Raw genomic sequence first — 18,869 nt, 5'->3', positions numbered from 1 at the left:
CCCGGGCCCGTCCTCTTCCAGGCACGCACCTTTGTCGGTGCGTGCGGGGAGGCCGGGCCTTTCCGTTTCCGTATGTTATGGTCCGCGCCGTGGCGCGCTTCGGGGACGACAGCGGGGAGGAGGACCGGCAGCTACGCACGGACGCCCTGCCGGCGATGCGCTCGGCGCGGGTGCGGGTGCGGCTGTTGGTGCTGTCCGGCCCGGACGCGGGCCAGAGCTACCCGCTGGCTCCCGGGCGCTACCGGGTGGGCGCGGACGCCAGCTCGGATGTGATCATCGCGGACCGGGCGGTGTCTCGCAGCCACCTGCTCCTGGACGTGCGCGAGGACAGCATCCAGGCGGTGGACGTGGGCTCGCGCAACGGCTCCTTCTGCGAGGGCATGCGCTTCACCACCCTGGAGGTGCGCCCCGGCGCGGTGCTCACGCTGGGCACCACGGAGCTGAAGCTCGTCCCGGAGGGAGAGAAGGCGCACACCCTGCCCCTCTCCAACCGTGAGCGCTTCGGCAACCTGGTGGGCCAGAGCCGCCGGATGCGCGAAGTGTTCACCCTGCTGGAGCGCGTGGCCCAGGGCGAGTCCGACGTGCTCATCCAGGGCGAGACGGGCACCGGCAAGGAGCTGTGCGCGGAGGGACTGCACCTGCATGGCGCGCGCTCCAAGGGGCCCTTCGTCATCGTGGACCTGGCGGGCGTGGCGCCGCAGCTGTTGGAGTCGGAGCTGTTCGGCCACGTGAAGGGCGCCTTCACCGGCGCGCAGGCGGACCGGGCGGGCGCCTTCGAGCGCGCGCACGGCGGCACCCTCTTCCTGGATGAAGTCGGGGAGCTCCCGCTGGAGGTGCAGCCCCGGCTGTTGCGCGCGCTGGAGCGCCGGCAGGTGAAGCGGGTGGGCGCCAATGACTACCGCTCGGTGAACGTGCGGGTGGTGGCGGCCACGCACCAGGACCTGGAGGGCGCGGTGAAGACGGGCCGCTTCCGCGGAGACCTGTTCCACCGGCTCGCGGTGCTGCGCGCGACGCTGCCGCCCCTGCGCGAGCGCCCGGAGGACATCCCGCTGCTCATCGACACCGTGCTGGAGCGGATGGGCAAGCCGCCCAGTGCCCTGTCGGACCAGACGCGCGCCCTGCTGGCCCAGTACCCGTGGCCGGGCAACGTGCGGGAGCTGCGCAACGTGGTGGACCGGGTGGTGAGCCTGGGCGAGTCCGCGCTTCCGGAGCTGCCGGACACGCCGGTTGCGCGCCCTGCCCTGTCGCCGGACCTGGACCCGGAGGACACGCTGTCGCTGGCGCTGGAGCTGCCCTTCAAGGAAGCGAAGGAGCGCCTCATCGAAGGCTTCGAGCGCGACTACCTGCGCACGGTGCTCGAGCGGTGCGGCGGCAACGTCTCCAAGGCGTCGCGCGAGGCGGGCATCGACCGCGTCTACCTGCGGAAGCTCCTGCGCAAGCACGGGCTGGTGTCCGGGCCGGACTGACGGCGGTCCCCTGCCCCCACCCGGAGTCACGGTCCCCGTGGGCCGGGTGACACTGGGGTGGGCCTCCCTGCCGGGGGTGGTTGTCGGAGCGGGTTTCCGCCCCATCTTGGGAGCACCAACGCACGAGAGGTGGGTGCCATGCGCCAGGGATGGGGGAGGTGGCTGTTCGTCGGGGGGCTCGTGCTGGGCGTCAGCGCGTGCCAGTCGCGGGACGGGGCTGTCTCGGAGAGTGGCATGGTGCCGCGGCTCGCGGTGTTCCAGGCCGGGGCGGCGGTTCCCACGGAGGAAGGCACCGGCGGGAGCGGAAGCGGAGGCTTGGGCTCGGTGGTGGCCGAGGACGTGCCGGACTTCTACGGCACGGTGACGATTTCGGGCGCGCGGGGCTTCACGGTGCGCGACGACGACGGCGTGGAGCGGCCGTTCGTGGTGGCGCCTTCCACGCGAATCCTGCGCGACGGAAAGCGCGTGGCCCGCGCCCAGCTGTCCCCGGGCGTGTTGGTGCACACGACCTACGGCGAGCGGCTGGGGTCGTGGGTGGCCACGGACGTGGAGATCTACTCCGGCACGCCGTCGCGGGACATGACTGCGACGGCGGCGGCGGCACCGGTGAAGCGCTGACGGGCGGGCGCTTGCGTCAGTAGACGGCGAGCGCCTGCGGCAGGTGGTAGCTGACGATGGTGAGCACGGGGATCTTCGGGCCCTCGTCCTCGTCGTCGGTGGTCATGCCGGAGGTGACGCGCAGGCCATCGAAGCGCGCGAGGATGACGTAGTCGCGGCGGGTCTCCAGGAAGGGATCCGGCGCGGCGAGTCGGCCCAGGGCCTCGCGGCCGGTCTCCTCGGAGAGGTTGTCGTAGGTGCGCTCGGAGGCGGACTGGGTGGTGCTTTCGCGGGTGAAGATGGAGCCGCCCACGCGGCCCTCGCCGGTGATCGCCGTCCGTCCGCCCAGGTCGCCAGAGGCCTGCGTCACGGTGTCGGTGTGGTAGGCGATGCCGACCTCGCGGCGGGAGGCCACGGACTGGAGGCCCTGCTCCACCAGCCACAGCGTGGGGCGCTCCCCTTCCGAGCGCTGGTCGGCCACCTGCGCGCGCAGGAGCACGTAGCGGCCACGATAGGTGTCAGGCTGGGCGACGGCGGACGCGAGCGAGAAGATGGGCACCTTGCGCGCGTGGAGCAGGCGCAGCTCACCGTCCACGCTGCCGCCGCGCTGGGCCACGACGCGGGCGATGAGGTTGGCGGCATCCGGACGCACGCGCAGGTCTTCCGCCCACGCACTGCCCAGCACGGCGCCCAGTTGGGTGAAGCCGGGGGCCTCCGAGCACAGCTTCAGCGCCAGCCACGCGTCGTCGCGTGAAGTCGCCTGGAGCTTGCGGGCGGCGGTCTCGCACGAAGCGGGCGTGGAGTAGCGGGCCAGGAACGCGCGGGCGTCATGCGGCGACGTGGGCGGCTGCTCCGCGACGACGGAGCGCTTGGGCGCGGGGGGCGGCGTCTGCGGCGGAGGCGAGTCCGTGAGGGCGCGGTCCTCCAGCGCGACGTGGGAGTGCGAGGCACCGCAGCCGGTGGCGAGCGCACCCAGGAGGGTCAGCAACGGAAGACGGGGCATGGCGCAAGGCTCCTTGAAGTGCGACAGCGCGGTGGACGCGCTACAGCGAGGCGGAGTCGGTGTGCTGCGAGTTCGCGCGCGACGGCGACTGGCGCGGAATGGACGCGGACGGGGGCAGCATCATCGAGCAGGCGTCGTGGCAGCGCTCGTCCATGCACGCGAGCGTGGTGGGCCCGGCCTGCTGCCGCGACACGGCCGCGTAGCAGCTCTCGCCGTTGCCGGGGCACTGGCTGCGTGCCGCGCACTCACAGCAGGTGGAGGCCACGGAGGCCATCAACTGCACATCCTGGAGCACGGAGGACAGCGCGCGGTAGCAGGCGCGGGCCGCGGGCGCGAAGCGGCCCTTGGAGTCCACCACCGGCGTATTGCCTTCGATGCCGCAGCGGCCCACGACGTCCGCGTACTTGCGCTCGCAGACGGCGACGAGCTTGGGATCGGGCGAGCCGTCCCGCGCGTTGCTCACGGCCTCCGAGCAGAGGGCGCGAGATGCGTCCTTCAGCAGCTTGATGTTGGCGGATTCCACGTCCGCGCTCGTGCCCTTGGATGGCGGAGCATCCGCCTCGAACACGCACTCCTTCCCCGCACGCAGCGTGTCAATGGTGCACGACCACGCGGTCGGAGACGCATCCACGAGCGGGGGTGCCCCCAGCGCTTCGGGAGGCAGGGACGACGGCGCGGGGCCGGACGGCGCGGCGCCGAGGAAGAACAGGGACAGGAGCATCGCCTTCATATGGGACGCAGCGTAGGACTTTGGCCCGCGCCGCTCAAACCGCTCCGCCGGGTGGGTGTTCGTCCACCATCATGTCCATGGGTCTCGGCGGACCGGTCTCCTCCAGCATTGGCAGTGCCTTCGTACGGTGAATGACGATGGGCGGCTCGATGAGCCGGGGCGGTGTCGCCCGCATGTCCGTCGGGTCCGGCACCCACACCGGCTCCTCCGGAGAACGCCCTCGCTTCCACCGTCGAGGCACCCGCCGGAAACCCACCGGGTACACCGTGAGCTGACCGTCTTCGTCGAAGTGGAGCCGGAGGAAGTTCTTCCAGTCCGGAATCGCCAGCGACGAGAACGCCTCGTTGGGGTGACAGGAGAACACGTTGAGCGACAGCAGCAGGTACACGCCCACCACCAATGGCCCCACCAGCGCACCGCCGCCAAACAGCAGCAGCCCGCTGAGGAAGTCCCGCCGCAGCCTCCATTGAAGCTCCGCCGCCAGCGGCGCGGCGACGGCGGACACGCCCCAGGTGAGCAACAGCGCCACCGCCAGGTGCACCAGTCCATGCGCGATGCCGGCGGTCTTCTTCCAGCGCGGCCCCCGGCGACCATCCGCGAACGCGAACGTGCCCAGCACCACACCTGCGCCCAGCACCAGAGAGCCCGTGCTCTGCACCCCCGCGTTGATGACCTCCCGGAATGACGGCGCCCCCACCGCGCCCTCGTTGAGGTTCGCGGCAATGCCCCAGCCCAGCAGCGTGTAGATGACGCCCATGAACACGCCGAACCACGGGTTGAGCGCGGTGAACAGCAGGTTGCGCCAGGCCAGCAACTGGGACTCCCGCTGCGGCGGATAGCTCGCCTTCTGCACGAAGCCGCCTGGACTCTGATCCACCTTGGGCAGGTGCGTGGGATGCAGGAACGCCCCTCCCCCACCCGCGATGATCTTCTGCCGCCCGTCCGCGTTCTCGTGCCGGCGGTAGTGGTGCAGGTCTCCCGCCAGGAAGACGCTCACCTTCTTGCCCAGCACCTTCTGCTCCAGGAAGTCGATGTTGTGGTCCAGGAAGCCGCGCCCCGCGTGAGGCATCACCTGCTGCTTCACCCACGCGGGCTCCGCGTTGCAGAGGATGATCCGGTCCGTGCCGCGCATCTGCGCGGCCACCTTCTGGAAGAACTCCACCTGCGGCGCGTCCAGGTCGGACTCCAGCTGCATGTCCGTGCCCAAGAGCCACCAGCCGTGCGGCAGCCTCAGCGCGAAGTAGCTGCGTTGCTGCTGCGTGCGCCAGCCATTGGAGCGCCGGCCCTGGCAGAACAGGCGCGTGAAGGACACCAGTCCGTCATACCAATCATGGTTGCCGGGCACCGCGAACAGGTGCGGCCGGTGCCGCCGCTTGTTCAGCGCGTCCTCGTACGGCACCACCGTGCGCGCCTGGTACTCGTCCACGCTCGCGGTCGGATACACCTCGTCCCCTCCGAATACGAGCACGTCGCCGCCCCGCGTGACATGCGTCTCGCCGTCCTCGTCCGTGAGCTCCAACTCCGGCGCCATCACCGCGGACGCCACCGCGTAGGTGGAGTCCCAGCCGTCGCCCAGGTCCGACACGTAGTCCAGCCACAGCTCGTCGCGCGGATGACCGGTGTCGTCCACCGAGTAGTCGAAACAGAGTGGCTGCGGCCGGGACACCGCGTCCAGCAAACGCCGGTCCGCCTGCCGTCCGAACGTCCCTGACAGCAGCGCCTTCATGCCCGACTTCGCGAGCACGGTCGGGTCGAACCACGACACCATCTTCCGGCCCGGAGGCGTCTGCGGCTCGGGCGCGGGCTCGACGCGCTGGCCCGGAAGGCGGCTCACATCGGAGGCGCGGACGGCCATGGCCCCTCCTCCGTCGCCCGCCACGCACGTCCCCGAGTGCCCCTGCGGTACGAATCAATGAGCGCATCCGCGAACCGGTCCGCGAGCGCGGCGATGGTGAGGCTCGGGTTGGGCCCGACAGGGCCCGGCATCATCGAGCCGTCGGCCACGTACAGCCCCGGGTGGCCAAAGGCTTCACCCGTCGCGTCCACCACGCCCTCCTCCGGCCCGCGCCCCATGGGACAGCCGCCCAGCGGGTGTACGGTGATGACCCGGCTCAAGTAGCTGAGCGGGTTCTGCAGCAGCCTCCCCTCCAGCGTCCGAGCGATGTCCGCCATCGACTGGCGCACCTGCTGGAAGTACTCGCGCGATGCGCCCATCCGCCAGTCGATGGCCAGCATTCCGTCGTCCGTCAGCCGCATGTGGCCGGAGGGAAGGTCGCGCCCCATGCCCAGCAGCGGCAACGACGTCGCGGAGCCCAGGCAATCCCCCAGCAGCTCGGCGATCTCCTCGCTCACGTCGGAGTCGTGCGTGCGTCCCGTCCACCCACGAATCAGGCGCCACGCCAGCTTGAGGCCTCGCTCCACCAACGGCGCCTGATACGCGCCCTCGTAGAGCCAGTTGACGAACTCCGGGTAGCCCGCGTCCTCGATGTAGTAGCCACGGCCCGTGCCGCCCTCCTCCTCGCTCCGGAAGTGCAGCGCGCTGGTGATGACCGGCCCGTGCCCTCCCTCCAGGATGCGAGGCAGTTGCTTGCCGGTGCTCGAATCGTGGCACTGGCGCATGAAGCCCAGCAGGTCTCCGTTGCCGCAGAAGCGCGTGCCCAACCGTCCGCTCAACCCGGGGAAGTTCCGCTGGTTCTTCAGGAGCAGGAACGGGGTGCCGAACGTGCCCGCCGCCAGCACCAGCCGGTCCGCCGTCACGGTGCTGCGCGGCAACATGGACTGGGGGCCTTCGCGAGGCACGTCCTCCGGCGTGTCCGTGTGGTCCAGATACCGCACCACATAGCCGCCCCCCTCCGAGGGCCACAGCTCCGTCACCTCCGCGCGCGTGCGCAGCTCCGCCCCCGCGTCCTTCGCCGCGGACAGGTACGTGTAATCGAGCGTGTTCTTGCTGCCCGTGTTGCACCCGATGTCGCACTCGCCGCAGAGGTGACAGGTGGTGCGCGTGCGGCCGTGGAGGTTGGGATGCTCCTCGCGGATGGGCTCGCCCGGGACGGGCACCTCGCCGGGGTTGCCGAACGTCACGGCCAGCGGCGGCAACTGCCAATCGCCCGAGCGGCCCAGGCGCTCGGCCGCGAGCTTCATGGCCAGCGTCTTCGCGGTGGAGTCGTAAGGCGGATGCTCCAGCGGATAGCGCTGCACGCGCATCATCCGCTCCACGGCGTCGTAGTGCGTCTCCAGATCCGCGCGGGTGACGGGCCAGTCCTCGTAGCCTCCGTCCTGGAGGTCCTCGTGGATGAAGGTCTTCGCGTCCTTGCGCAGCAGCACGTTCGCGTAGATGAGCGACCCGCCGCCCAGCCCCGCGGACACCACGCCGCCCAACCCCTGGAAGGACCAGAGGTTGAACAGGCCGTGCATGCCCTTGCGCGGGTCCCAGAAGTTGCGGCGCATGTCGTGCGGACTGCGCGCGAAGGAGCCCGGCGGATACGCCTTGCCCCGCTCCAGCACGCACACCCGCAGGCCTGCTTCCGCCAACCGCCACGCCATCACCGAACCGCCGAAGCCCGAGCCCACGATGACGACGTCGAAGTGCTCAGCCTTCGTGGCCATGCGTGGCCTCCTCTGTGCGCTCGCGCACCGGCGCCTCCGGGGCGTAGAGGTCCCAGAGCGCGCCCAGGAACAGGTGGCCGAAGCGGGCCATCATGCCCGCGCCCTCCACGCCCCCGCGCGACGAGCGCATGCTGGCCACCAGGTGGAGCAGCTCGCGCATGCCCAGCACCAGGACGCCCGCGCCCACCACCGGGCCGCGCGCGTCCGCGCCCGCGTGCAGGTAGCTGTAGAGCCGAGTGGTGTCGCGCCAGAGGTCCGGGCCCGGGTCGTCGCGCAGCGTCTTCGTGCCGTCCAGGTAGTAGTCCTGGCCGTTCGCCTGGAAGCGCAGGCCGTAGGTCATGATCTTCGTGCGCGGATCATCCGTGCTGCGGAAGAGGTTGAAGCTTCCCTCGCGCACGGGCAGGTCCATGCCCAGCGGCTTGTATTGCACGTGCGCCACCAGCCGGGCCGCGTGGTCCGGATCGCGGATGAACGCCTCCATGTCGTCGATGGTGATGGTGCAATGCATGGTGAAGGGCGTGGAGCGCCCGTCGTGGGCGCCCGCCTCGGGGTCGATGGTGCCCATCGCGAGCGGACCGGCCATGGTCTCGCGGAAGGTCAGGTCATAGGCGGGTTCGGTCATCTGCGTGATCTCCGGGGTGAGGGGCAGGCCCTGCCCGTCCGCCACCGCCAGGTAGCGACAGGCGTCCGAGTAGCCCTGGTCGATGAGGGTCGAGGCCGTGACGTGGCCCGCGTAGAAGTCCGGATCCAGGGGCAGCGGGTGCTCGGGCCTGATGAGGTGCACGGTGATGGGCCGCGCGTGTCCCGGCACGTGCTCGCCCGCGAGGATGCGCGCGTTGAGCTCGCGCACCTGCTCCAGCTGGGCGAAGAGCGCGCCGTTCGCGCTCAGTTCAATCATGTGGACGTACTGGCGGAAGAACCCGTCGGCGTAGGTGGACGTGTTGCCGATGCACCAGACGATCCACACCTCGTCCGCGCCCCGGTGCACGGCCTCCATCACGTTGGCGTCCTGGATCCACACCGAGTCCAGGTACAGGTGGCTGTCCTTCACCACCGGGGGCATGAAGAGCGGCAGCGAGATGCCGGCCACCAGCAGGTCCCGGTCCACGTCCGTGTGCGGGATGGCCTCGTTCGTCTTCCGGGAGAAGTCACACACGTTGAAGGTACCGGAACGCTCGCGATTCGCGCGGATGGCGTCCACGTCCACGCCCAGGTGCGGGAAGACGCGCTGGACGATGCCGTCCGCGTCTCCCAGCGCGGGGAGGTTCCAGGGCCGCGCGTATTCGTCCAGCGGCATCAGCGACACGAAGTCCTTCACGTCCAGCGTCCGCCACCGCTCACACATCTCCGCGGGGGACTGGCCGGACAGCCACATCGCCAGGGTGATGATGCCGCCGGACGTGCCGTCCGCGTGGGTGAAGGACAGCCGCGCGTCCGTCAGCGCGCGCAGCACGCCCGCCTGCCACGCGACGCGCATGCCGCCTCCCGCGAGCACCAACGAACGCCGGGGAGCCTCCGCCGGGGACACCTGGATGGCCGTGCCATCCTCGAACGTGCGCGGGGGCCGCCGCGAAGGCACGCCATTCAGGGTCGCATCCGCGACACGCAGCGCGCTGACGGAGGGGCTGGTGGCCTCCGGAGCCGCTTCCTCTGTCTGCGGCCTGAGCACGGTGATGATCTGCTCGCGCTGGCGCAGCGACGCGTAGAACCCCAGCACCAGCACGGCGGACAGCGCGTCGAACGCCGCCACCCCCAGCGCCAGGGGCGACAGCAGGTCGCGCGCCACTCCCGCCGCCACCATCCCGCAGGCCCCCACCTTCTGGAGGCCGGTCCACAGGAAGGCGGCCGGGTTCGCTCGAGGCTCGTGCAGGCCGTGCAGGAGCAGGCCGCCGAACAGCACCATGAACATGCCCACGATGCGGAAGAAGTGCGCGGGCGCGGCGGACGCATCCGCGTGCAACAGCCGCAGCTCCAGCCCCGGCAGGAACATCTGCGCCGCGCCGGTCGCGACGGTGATCCACCCGATGGCCGCGAGCGCCCAGCGCCACGGGCGCCCGCGGACGCGGGCCTGGCGCTCCAGCCATCGCGACGCGGTCGGGCTCATGCGTGCGCCTCCCGGCGCGAAGGCACGGACAACCCCAGGCGCCAGCGCTCTCCCGCCGGATGCTCCGCGCGCAGCACCCGGTGCACGAAGTAGCCCAGCGTGAGCAGCCACTGCACCGTCCACAGCCCCACGCGGATGCGGTTCATCCGCATCCACGCGCCCAGCACCTCCGTCAGCCGTTCAGGCGACGTGATGCCGGCGGCCATCTCGTCGTTGTACGGGAAGATGTAGATGCGCGTGAGCAGCGTGGCCACCACCACCGCGACGAGCACGCCCAGCGGGTACCAGCGCAGGGCCGTCTTGCGCTCGCGCCACGCCAGCACTCCGGCGGACAGCAGCATCACCGCCGTCATCCAGGTGAAGAACCGCGTGGCCGCCTGCACCTGCGGCACGAACTGCAGGTAGTAGTTGTCCACCGTGAGTTGGGGCGCGATGGGGAACGTGAAGAGGATCAGCGACCAGCCCGTGCCCAGGTACATGGACGTGCACAGGAACAGCAGGCACGCGTTCGCCAGATCCAGGCTGCCGCCGCGCTTCATGGCCGCGCTTCCTCCGGCAGGGGCGCCACGGCCTGGAGCACCCTCGGCGGCGCTCCGTTCGACTCCGGGTCCGGCATGGGCGTCTGGTCCTGGCCCAGGTCCACCACGCTCTTGAGTCCCTCCGGATACGTGTCCGGAGGCAGCGTCGGCTGGGTGAGGAACCACGCCTCGAAGTGGTCATCCAGCACGCCGCTGGACGAAGGGAAGAACCCGGTGAGGAACGGGCGCGGGGAGATGCTCAAATCCCGCAGCACCTGCACGCGCGGATGGTCCCCCACCTCCAGCGTCCCCCACGCGCGCTTCCCCAACCGGAAGCCGAAGCGGCCCCGGAAGTAGATGGTGGACTTCATCAGCATCCCCCGGAAGGCGCAGTAGTTCACCGCCGCCATCCGCAGAGGAAGCCACGCGAGCTTCGGGCGCTCGATGCGCACGCGCACCGCCTGCTGGCCACCCTCCTCGTAGCGGCTGCTCACGGAGCCGTCCTCCACCCGGAAGTCCAACCGGGCCAGGTGCTTGGGCATGCCCCAGATGCCCTTGCCGCCCTTCACGGAGACCTCCGTGTTCACCGGCAGGTCCACCACGTACTGCCCCAGGCCGAAGCGCTTCTGGAACAGCAAGGGAAGGAGCGGCGGCGCGGGCCTGCGCCCGTGCGTGCACGCGAGCGCGATGCTGAACTCGATGTACGCGCCGATGTCCGTCTTCTTGTAGTCGATGACGGAGACGAGCAGCACGCCGCGGTCGCGCGACAGGCGCAGCGGGTGCAATTCATTGCCGGGCAGCAGGGCCGCCGCGCGGCGAGCATCCACGGTGAAGGCGGCCACCATCGCTGGTGCCCCCTTCGAGTCCACCGGCAGCGCGTACGGGATGTCATCCACCCTCGAATAGCGGCCGTACTGGGTCTGGATGCGTCGAGGCAGGAACATGGCTTTGCCTTTCGTCAGTGGAGCGCGGAGCGATCCAGCTCGGAGAGGATGAGGGGGAAGACGTCCTGGGACGCGCGCTTGCCCATGAAGACGTCCAGGTGGCCGTAGCCCGGCAGGAGGTGCAGCGCGTGCCGGCCCGGGTGGAAGTGCTCCAGATGTTCGAAGCTGCGGCGTTGGCTCTCCGCGAGGAAGCAGCGGTTCTCCTCGCCCGCGAAGAAGACGAAGCGCGCGTCCGTCTGGGGCTCGCGCACGCCCAGGTCCTCCGGCAGCGCGCGGAAGCCCTCCACGGGCACCAGGTGGCCGGCGCGCACGCACTGGTACATCTGCTTGAAGAAGCTGAAGGGCACCGGGCCGAACTCGTGCTGGAGCCAGTCGTGCGTCCGGGCGTTGAGGTTCTCGTGGCGCCACAGCACCGGGAAGCCCGTGCCATAGGTGAAGCTCGTCCAGCGGCAGACCAGGTTGTCGCACTCGTGATGCGTGGCCTGCACCACGCGCGTCAGCATCCGGGCCGTGCGCGTGGGACCGCCGTAGGCCCACTGCGGATCCAGGAAGGGCGTCAACTGCGCGACCAGCGGCACGGCGTAGTGGAGCTTCACCTTCGCGGTCGCGGGCACCACCGGGTGCAGCGACACCGCGTTGGTGATGATGAGGTCCACCTCTGGAAGGAGCCCCGCCACCGCGGCCATGGTGAAGCTGGTGGAGCCCTGGCAGTGGATGACGGCCTTGATCTTGTCCGCGCCCGTCTTCTCCCGCACGGTGCGGATGGCGGGCGGGTGGTCCAGGACGGCGGCCTGATCCAACGTCCACTCGCCCGGCTCCACGTCCATGCTGGCGCGCCAGTTCTCCAGCCACACGTCGTAGCCGTCTTCAATCAGCGCATCGACCAGGGTCTGGCGCACCGGCGCGCGGAAGATGTTCCCGCGCACGCCGGCTCCGTGCACCAGCACCACCGGCCCCTTGTCCGCCTTCTCGACACCGCGCAGGTGAACCAGGTGCAGCGCGCGGCCGTCACCCGCGAGGAAGGGAACGATCTCCTCGGTGTAGCGCGGCTCATGGATTGTTTCCGCGGACATGACGGCATCCCCCCACTCCGCAAACGTTGGGCGGTGCGCGGAGGCCGACAACCGGCGTGCAACCCCACCCGGGACGCCGCTCGCTGCGCCAGTCCGGGACCATGGGCAACGGCGCGGCGCCTCCCTGTCACGCCGCCCGCGTCAGCCCCTGGGGTGCTATGCGTGGGGCATGAACGCGGACCCAGGCTGGAGCGACTACGAAGGCGGCGCGACGCTCGGAGGCATGGGCAGCCAGGGCGGCACCATCGTGCGGGACGAGGGCTTCCGCGACCTCTTGCGTCTGACCTACGAGTCGGATGACTCGCGGTCCTTTCATGTCGTCACCTGCGGCGTCTCCGGTTGGTTGTTGCATCCGCGCTTCTTCGACAACGCGGCGGAGGCGCTCCACGCCTTCGACTCCATGAAGCCCGCGCTGGAGGAACTGGGCACGACGCTCCCCGAGGGCGGTCCCCGCTCCACGGCGGACGGACGGGCAGCGGGTCCACTGCTCGCCGCCTTCCGCGTGCGCTTTTCCTGAGTCGCGGACCTTCCGCGCAAGGATTGCTTAAGGTTCTCCCGAGATAACCCGGTTCGCCGTCCGGTCAGCCCCGGGCGGCCCCGAGGGCGGCACTCTCGCCGCCCCTGGCTCCCGAGCTCCCGGAGGAACCCCGGATGAAGAGCGAATCCCCTCAGGACCTTTCCCCCAAGGTCATCACGCGCCGGAGCATCTTGCGCGGCATTGGCCTGTCGCTGGCCGCGGTTCCCGTGGCGAAGCTGCTCGTCGCCTGCGGAGGCGACGACACGACGGGCGGCGACACCAACACCGGAGCCGACGCGGGCACGGGCACCGACGCGGGCGTCGTGGACCCGGGCTTCTGGGCCACGGGAGGCACCGCGGCGATGACGGCCGCCGCCGTGTATCCGGATCCCTTCGCGTCCGGCCTGGGCACGGTGTGCAACCTCGCCTGCGAGGCCACGCTGGGGCCCTGCTACGCGACCACGGTGGACCGCAAGGACATCAGCGAGGGCCATGACGGCCTGCCGGTGCGCCTGGCCTTCCTCGTCGTGGACGAGTCCTGCAAACCCATCCCGGGTGCCACGGTGGACATCTGGCACGCGGGCCCGGAGGGCCTCTACTCCGGCGAGGACGCGAGCGACTTCTGCACGTCCGGAGACGCGACGGCCCGCGCGGCGCGGTGGTTCCGCGGAGTGCAGACCACGGACGCCAACGGGCGCGTGGACTTCGACACGTGCTTCCCTGGTTGGTACAGCAGCCGCACCATCCACATCCACTTCACGGTGCGGGTGAACGGCCAGGAGTTCGTCACGTCGCAGCTGTTCTTCGACGACTCGACGAGCGACGACATCGTCAACAGCCAGCCGCTCTACAACACGCGTGGCGAGCGCGACACGACCAACCAGAACGACACGGTGGTCTCCGGAGACGCGGTGGGCGACTACGTCTTCGCCACGCAGCGAATGTCGGACGGCGCGATGCTGGCGTCCAAGACGCTGGTCGTCCGCTCCTCGCTGAACACTGCGTCCTGCGCCATGCCGGGCGGCAGCGGCGGCGGTGGTGGGCCCGGAGGTCCGCCTCCCGGCGGCGACGGTGGCATGGGTCCCCCGCCTGGCTGGGATGGCGGCATGGGGCCTCCGCCGGGCTTCGACGGTGGCATGCCCTGAACTAGGGTGAGCCGGGCCACCCCGGAGTCCTCCGGGGTGGTGTGTCCGAAGGGAGGCATGGCGCATGGGCGACCGCATCCTGCTGGTGGAGGATGACGACCAGCTCGGGTCCCAGATTGTCGGGCACCTGCGCGGCGCGGGCTTCGATCCCGTGTGGTGGCGCGAGGGCCGGCTGCTGGTGTCCGGCGACCTGCCGGACGTGAGCCTCGTGGTGTTGGACCTGATGCTGCCGGGCACCTACGGCCTGGACATGCTCAAGGCACTGAGGACCTTCTCGGAGGTCCCGGTGCTCATCCTGAGCGCGCGCAACGACACGCTGGACAAGGTCCGGGCGCTGAAGCTGGGCGCGGACGACTACATGACGAAGCCCTTCTGGCCGGAGGAACTGGTGGAGCGCGTGCGAGCGCGCCTGCGCCGGCCCACGTTGCAGAAGGAGCAGGCGGTGGTGGAGGTGGGCCCGCTGCGCATCGACCTGCAGGGGCACACGGTGCAGGTGCAGGGGCGGCCGGTGGAGCTCACGCGGGTGGAGTTCGAGTTGCTCGCGGCGCTGGCGCGCAGGCCCCAGGAGGCGGTGACACGGCAGTGGCTGGTGGAGCACGTGTTGGATCCGGAGCGTGAGGGCACGGAGCGCACGCTGGACGTCCACGTGTCGCGGCTGCGGCGCAAGCTGGGTCCGGTGAAGTGCGTGGAGACGGTTTGGGGCGTGGGCTACCGTCTGGTGCCCGGGGAGGATGCGTGAAGCTGCGGTTGCGGCTGGCGCTCACGGCGGTGGCGGTGACAGTGCCCGCGGTGTTCGCGCTGGTTCAGGTGGAGCACTCGGTGCGCCGCCGCACGACGGACGAAGTCATCATCGCGTCCACGTTGTCGCAGATGCAGTCCGGGGGGCGAGAGCGCTGCGAGGCCACACCCGAGACCTGGATGGTCCGCTCCCGTCCACCGCAGCGTCCGCCGTGGGAGCGCGAAGGCCTGCCCGACGGCAACGGAGGCCCGCTCTCCGGCACGGTCGCGCCAAACGAGCCATCAGGCAATGGTCCCGCGTCGGGAGGCCCCAGGCCCGGGGACGAAGGTCCACCGCGCCCGGGCGCCCGGGGACCGCTGGGGCGGCGCCTGCCGCCGGTGAGCCTTTATCCGTTCGACGGACAGTTCGTTTCGCGAAACCCGCAGGCACCGGCGCTGGACGACGACCTGCGCAAGGGCGTGCAGGACGACGGAGTGGGCGTGCGCCGCTACTCGAAGGCGGACGGCGCGCTGGTGCAAGACCTGCTGTTGCGCATGCCCTGGGATGGAGGCCCCTGCGAATACGTGCTCGCGCGTCGGGTGGAGCCCGCGGAGTCGCCAGAGGTGGGGCTGCCGCCGCTGTACGTCTGGGGAGTGCCCACACTCATCCTCCTGTCCGCGATGGTGGTGGCGCTGGGGCCGGTGGTGCAGCGCCTGCGCCGGCTGACGGACGAGGTGCGAGCCTCATCAGGCAGCCGCTACGAGCAGCCCGTGACGGTGAACGGCACCGACGAGATCGCGGAACTGGCCCGAGCCTTCCAGCAGGCCCGAGCGGAGATCCAGGCGCAGATGGCGCACCAGCAAGCGCGCGAGCAGACGCTGCGAGACTTCCTGGCGAACACGACGCACGACGTGATGACGCCGCTCACGGTGTTGCAGGGGCACCTGGCCGCGATGCAGCAACGGATGCGAGCAGGCGAACCACTGGAGTCGGGGCTGATGTTGTCCGCGATGAGCGAGGCGCACTACATGGCCTCGCTGGTGCACAACCTGGGAGCGGCGGCGAGGCTGGAAGCGGGAGCACCGCAGGTACAGCACGCACCGGTGGACCTGAACGCGTTGGTGTCACGGGTGCTGGGCCGGCACCAGCCCATCGCGAGGCCACAGCGCATCGCACTGGAGAGTGGAGTCCCGGCGACGCAAACCTGGGTGATGGGCGACGAGACCTTGCTGGAGCAGGCGGTCAGCAACGTGGTGCTCAACAGCATCCGTTACGGCCGCGAGGACGGCCACGTGGCGGTGGTGCTGGAAACGACGCGCCAGCAGACCTTCCACCTGCGGGTCATCGACGACGGACCGGGTATCTCCGAGGAGGAAAGGTCCAGGATCCTGGAGCGCCGCTTCCGCGGCAACGTGGCACGAACACGAGAGCCGCAAGGCCAGGGCCTGGGCCTGCACATCGTGCACAACGTGGTGGAACTGCACGGCTGGAAGATGACCCTGGCCCCCTCGGAATACGGAGGTCTGGAGGTCACCTTCACCGGTCCGCTGATGTCGCCGCCAGCGTGACACAAGGCAGGCTCTCAACGAACCAGAACTGCTTGTGGCGAGGCTCCTTGTTGGACTGCTCCGCCAGCCACTCCAGCTGCGAACGCCAGGGCTCTCGCGCGATCTCATATCGCACGCCGTTCTCGTCCTGGCGCAGCAGGACCCAATGCATGGGGTCTGGGCCTCGGGACGGAAGAGGAGGCAGCGGGTGCTGGGGCTCGACGAAATAGCCCTGCTTGTGTCCGCGATGCTCCAGGAGGTTCGCGAAGCAACGAGCGGATCGCTCGCGTGAGAAGCTTGTCACCTCGAACGTGCCACCATGCGTGTCGATCCGAAGGACGCGCCAGCCGCCATGCCCATCGCGCCGCGTCCGCTCCTCGGAGGAGGGCCCCATTTGGAAGGGCTCTTCCGCGGAAAAGGAAAGGTGCGCGAGGACATGCTCGAACTCCGCTGTTTCTTCCGCGATGCCCCTGGCGTTCCCGGTGCGGAAGTCCTGCGACAGGACGAACTCCAGACCGCACTGCGCCTCGAGCCACCACGTTTTGATGGAAGCCTCCACGTCCTTCCCTTCGAAGTTCGGAGTCCCCAGTTGGTCCACCGACAGCGAGAACGTCGCGCTCCCGACCTCGCGCAGGGGAGCCAGGCTGGGAGTCGAAACCTGCGTCAATGATGGAAGCCCGCGTTCCCAAGTGCCCATCAAGATGACCTTTTCACCACGTAGTTCACGGCTCCGGCAACGCGGCCTCGAGCGAGTCCTGTGACGCTTCCCCGAAAAGAGCGATGGCGTCCACTGGCCGCGCCTCCCCAGTGATCTGCTCCACGCACCATACCTCCAGCACATTCCGCAGTCCGCGCAGCGGTCCGTTGAGATTCTCCAGCGCTGCATCGGCCAGCAGCTCGCGAGCCTCGGCCCAGCGTCCCTCGCGGCACGCCACCACCGCCGAAGCGAGCGGCGCGAACCACAAGGGAAAGTCCACCCGCGACCTCGCCTCGGCCAGCCGGGGCTCCAGCAAATCCCACGCCCCGAAGCATTCCACCCGGAGCCTGACTCACGGACTGCGGCCGTGGGCCCGCGGCGTCGTGCATGCGCGTACACGAAGGTGAGCCACGGACAGAGGCGCCCGCCCGGGGCCGGCTCCCTCAAAACCTGTCCGACAGTCGGACAAGCTTCCGCCGCATGGGCCCCAGGCCGCGCCGGCCCGTCAGTGGGCACAACGTCATGCGCGCGCGGATACCAAGATGGTGCACGCACAGGGTCGCCCGCCCGGGACCGGTTGCCTCAAAACCTGTCCGACTGTCGGACAAGTTTTCAGCCCATGCGGCCCGGGGGCGCGCTGGCCCGGCAAGCGACGCGGAGGGTGGACCCGCACGTCCATGTCAGACCCCTGTGGTTGGATGGCGATGCTGGGACGAGGAAGGGGATGGGGATGGAACGGCGAGGACTCGTGGCCTATGTGGAGGCGCAAATCGAGCGCGATATCGCGCTGGGGCTGCTGCATCCGAGCGGGCAATTCGGCTCCGAAGCGAAGCTGGCGCGCCGCTATGAGGTGTGCCGGGGCACCATCCGCGAGGCGCTGCGGCGGCTGGCCGCCCGGGGCCTGGTGGTGCAGCGCCCTGGACGCAAGACGCGCGCGGTGGCGTTGGATGAGTCGCTGACGCTGGAGAATCTGGGCCTGGCGCTGCATGACGCGAGCAACCCGGATGCCCGGTGGCTTCTGGAGGGCTACTTCAGCCTCAAGCGGCAGGTGCTGTTGGAGCTTCTGGCCGACTGCTGCGCGAGGGCCTCGGACCTTGACCTGGACCGGCTGGGGAGCACGTGCTTCCAGCTCCAGGACGCGGCGCGCTGGGAGTCGGGGGAAACCTGCGCGCAGGCGGAATTCGAGTTGCTGCGGCATGCGGCACGGGTAGCGGCGCGTCCGGGGCACGTGCTCCTCGTTCAGTCCCTGCAGCGGGCCTTCCTGGGAGGAGCCGCCCAACTGCTGCCGCTCATGGGCGGAGAGGCGCTGCGCGAGTGGGCCATCTGCGTGAGCGAAATCCTGCACGAGCGCGACGTGCAGGCCCTTCAGCATGAACTGCCAGCACTGCTGAAGGCTCGCGATGAGCGCGTGCTGAACGCATTCGCCCCTGCGCCCCAGGAACCTGCGTCCCCCGAGGCCCCATCCGCCCAGGAGGAACTCATTGGTGTGCCCGCACAGGCCAGCGGCCTGGCCGATGAGTCGAAGGCACGCCCTGGCGTCGATGAACGTGGCGCTGGCGATTCCGCGCAAACCACCGCGCAAGCTGTTGCGCAGGAGGCACTCCCCTGTGTCGAGGAGCATGGCGCCGACACCTCCAGGTCAGCCACCACGCAAGACGACGCTCTGGAGGTACGCCCCTCTCTTGAGGAGCGTGGCGCCGGTACCTCCGCATCAACTATCGCGCAGGGCGAAGCGCCGGAGCTGCACCACCGCGACGAAAAACATAGCGCCGCCGATTCCGCATCAGCCGTTGCACATGACGAAGCGCCGGAGCTGCACCACCGCGACGAAAAACATAGCGCCGCCGATTTCGCATCAGCCGTTGCACATGACGAAGCGTCACAGCCGCACCTCCGCGGCGACGAGCGTGGTGCCAGCGCCTTCTCATCAGCTCCCGCACATGACGAAGCGACGGAGCTCCACCTCCACGCCGAGAAACGCGGTGACGGCGCCTCCGCGGCAGCCTCCGTGCAGGACGATTCTGCGTCGTGTGCGGCGAAGGCCCTTCGCGTCCGCTCTCGCACATGAAGCTCCGTACGCCGGCCCTTGATTTGGAACGCTGGTGCCGGTGGGACCTGGACTCCTCCGCTCGCTCCGGACTTTCGCGCCAGTATTGTCGGCGACCTTCTGGCGATGGGCTCCGCTCACGCCCACCGTGTCCGCC

Annotated in this window: 17 protein-coding genes; 7 read left to right on the top strand and 10 right to left on the bottom strand. The window is 69.9% G+C overall.

The features are described from left to right. Positions 1–77 precede the first annotated feature (77 nt). Positions 78–1,466, top strand: a complete 1,389-nt coding sequence (locus tag D7Y04_RS15815; protein WP_120600358.1) for a sigma 54-interacting transcriptional regulator — start codon at positions 78–80, stop codon at positions 1,464–1,466. A gap of 138 nt (positions 1,467–1,604) precedes the next feature. Beyond that, entirely contained in the window at positions 1,605–2,084 is a 480-nt protein-coding gene (locus D7Y04_RS15810; protein ID WP_147477116.1) for a hypothetical protein, read from the top strand. Between the two features lie 16 nt (positions 2,085–2,100). On the opposite strand, the gene D7Y04_RS15805 is transcribed toward D7Y04_RS15810, so the two are convergent. The 8 genes from D7Y04_RS15805 to D7Y04_RS15770 are packed head-to-tail and all read right to left on the bottom strand — an operon-like array spanning position 2,101 to position 12,041. Next, a complete protein-coding gene (locus tag D7Y04_RS15805; RefSeq protein WP_120600066.1) occupies positions 2,101–3,066 on the bottom strand; it encodes a hypothetical protein in 966 nt (321 codons plus the stop codon). A gap of 40 nt (positions 3,067–3,106) precedes the next feature. Then, positions 3,107–3,787, bottom strand: coding sequence for a hypothetical protein (locus tag D7Y04_RS15800; protein ID WP_233601440.1), 681 nt, complete (start codon positions 3,785–3,787; stop codon positions 3,107–3,109). Positions 3,788–3,830: 43 nt separating this feature from the next. Then, positions 3,831–5,651 (bottom strand): metallophosphoesterase, encoded by a 1,821-nt coding sequence (locus tag D7Y04_RS15795; protein ID WP_121759834.1) that lies wholly within the window; start codon positions 5,649–5,651, stop codon positions 3,831–3,833. Next, positions 5,627–7,402 carry a GMC oxidoreductase gene (locus D7Y04_RS15790; protein WP_121759833.1) on the bottom strand — a complete coding sequence of 592 codons (1,776 nt, stop codon included), beginning with the start codon at positions 7,400–7,402 and terminating at the stop codon, positions 5,627–5,629. The genes D7Y04_RS15795 and D7Y04_RS15790 overlap by 25 nt, the downstream gene beginning before the upstream one ends. Continuing rightward, entirely contained in the window at positions 7,386–9,506 is a 2,121-nt protein-coding gene (locus D7Y04_RS15785; RefSeq protein WP_121759832.1) for a patatin-like phospholipase family protein, read from the bottom strand. Before D7Y04_RS15785 ends, D7Y04_RS15790 begins: the two co-directional genes overlap by 17 nt. After that, a complete protein-coding gene (locus D7Y04_RS15780) occupies positions 9,503–10,045 on the bottom strand; it encodes a hypothetical protein (protein ID WP_120596819.1) in 543 nt (180 codons plus the stop codon). The genes D7Y04_RS15785 and D7Y04_RS15780 overlap by 4 nt, the downstream gene beginning before the upstream one ends. Beyond that, a complete protein-coding gene (locus tag D7Y04_RS15775) occupies positions 10,042–10,968 on the bottom strand; it encodes an acetoacetate decarboxylase family protein (protein WP_120596818.1) in 927 nt (308 codons plus the stop codon). The genes D7Y04_RS15780 and D7Y04_RS15775 overlap by 4 nt, the downstream gene beginning before the upstream one ends. A gap of 14 nt (positions 10,969–10,982) precedes the next feature. Beyond that, positions 10,983–12,041: an alpha/beta fold hydrolase gene (locus D7Y04_RS15770; RefSeq protein WP_121759831.1), complete on the bottom strand. Its 1,059-nt coding sequence runs from the start codon at positions 12,039–12,041 to the stop codon at positions 10,983–10,985. 169 nt (positions 12,042–12,210) lie between these two features. Between D7Y04_RS15770 and D7Y04_RS15765 the strand changes: the two genes are divergently transcribed. The 4 genes from D7Y04_RS15765 (at position 12,211) to D7Y04_RS15750 (ending at position 15,989) form a co-directional block, all read left to right on the top strand. Then, positions 12,211–12,558: a hypothetical protein gene (locus tag D7Y04_RS15765; RefSeq protein WP_121759830.1), complete on the top strand. Its 348-nt coding sequence runs from the start codon at positions 12,211–12,213 to the stop codon at positions 12,556–12,558. Between the two features lie 134 nt (positions 12,559–12,692). Then, the gene (locus D7Y04_RS15760; RefSeq protein ID WP_120596815.1) at positions 12,693–13,703 is read left to right on the top strand and encodes a protocatechuate 3,4-dioxygenase; all 1,011 of its coding nucleotides are present in this window, start codon (positions 12,693–12,695) and stop codon (positions 13,701–13,703) included. Positions 13,704–13,767: 64 nt separating this feature from the next. After that, positions 13,768–14,442, top strand: a complete 675-nt coding sequence (locus tag D7Y04_RS15755; RefSeq protein ID WP_120596814.1) for a response regulator transcription factor — start codon at positions 13,768–13,770, stop codon at positions 14,440–14,442. Beyond that, the gene (locus D7Y04_RS15750; RefSeq protein ID WP_120596813.1) at positions 14,439–15,989 is read left to right on the top strand and encodes a cell wall metabolism sensor histidine kinase WalK; all 1,551 of its coding nucleotides are present in this window, start codon (positions 14,439–14,441) and stop codon (positions 15,987–15,989) included. Before D7Y04_RS15755 ends, D7Y04_RS15750 begins: the two co-directional genes overlap by 4 nt. Here the strand turns inward: D7Y04_RS15750 and D7Y04_RS15745 are convergent. After that, positions 15,958–16,665 (bottom strand): hypothetical protein, encoded by a 708-nt coding sequence (locus tag D7Y04_RS15745; protein WP_147454615.1) that lies wholly within the window; start codon positions 16,663–16,665, stop codon positions 15,958–15,960. The genes D7Y04_RS15750 and D7Y04_RS15745 overlap by 32 nt on opposite strands. A 25-nt stretch (positions 16,666–16,690) precedes the next feature. Beyond that, entirely contained in the window at positions 16,691–16,945 is a 255-nt protein-coding gene (locus D7Y04_RS15740; protein ID WP_147454614.1) for a hypothetical protein, read from the bottom strand. Between the two features lie 444 nt (positions 16,946–17,389). Here D7Y04_RS15740 and D7Y04_RS45650 point away from each other — a divergent pair, with 444 nt between their 5' ends. Next, entirely contained in the window at positions 17,390–18,733 is a 1,344-nt protein-coding gene (locus D7Y04_RS45650) for a GntR family transcriptional regulator (protein ID WP_233601439.1), read from the top strand. Positions 18,734–18,869 lie beyond the last annotated feature (136 nt).

Source organism: Corallococcus sp. AB038B (assembly GCF_003668955.1).
GTDB lineage: Bacteria > Myxococcota > Myxococcia > Myxococcales > Myxococcaceae > Corallococcus > Corallococcus exiguus.
This window is presented reverse-complemented; position numbering and strand designations above follow the sequence as displayed.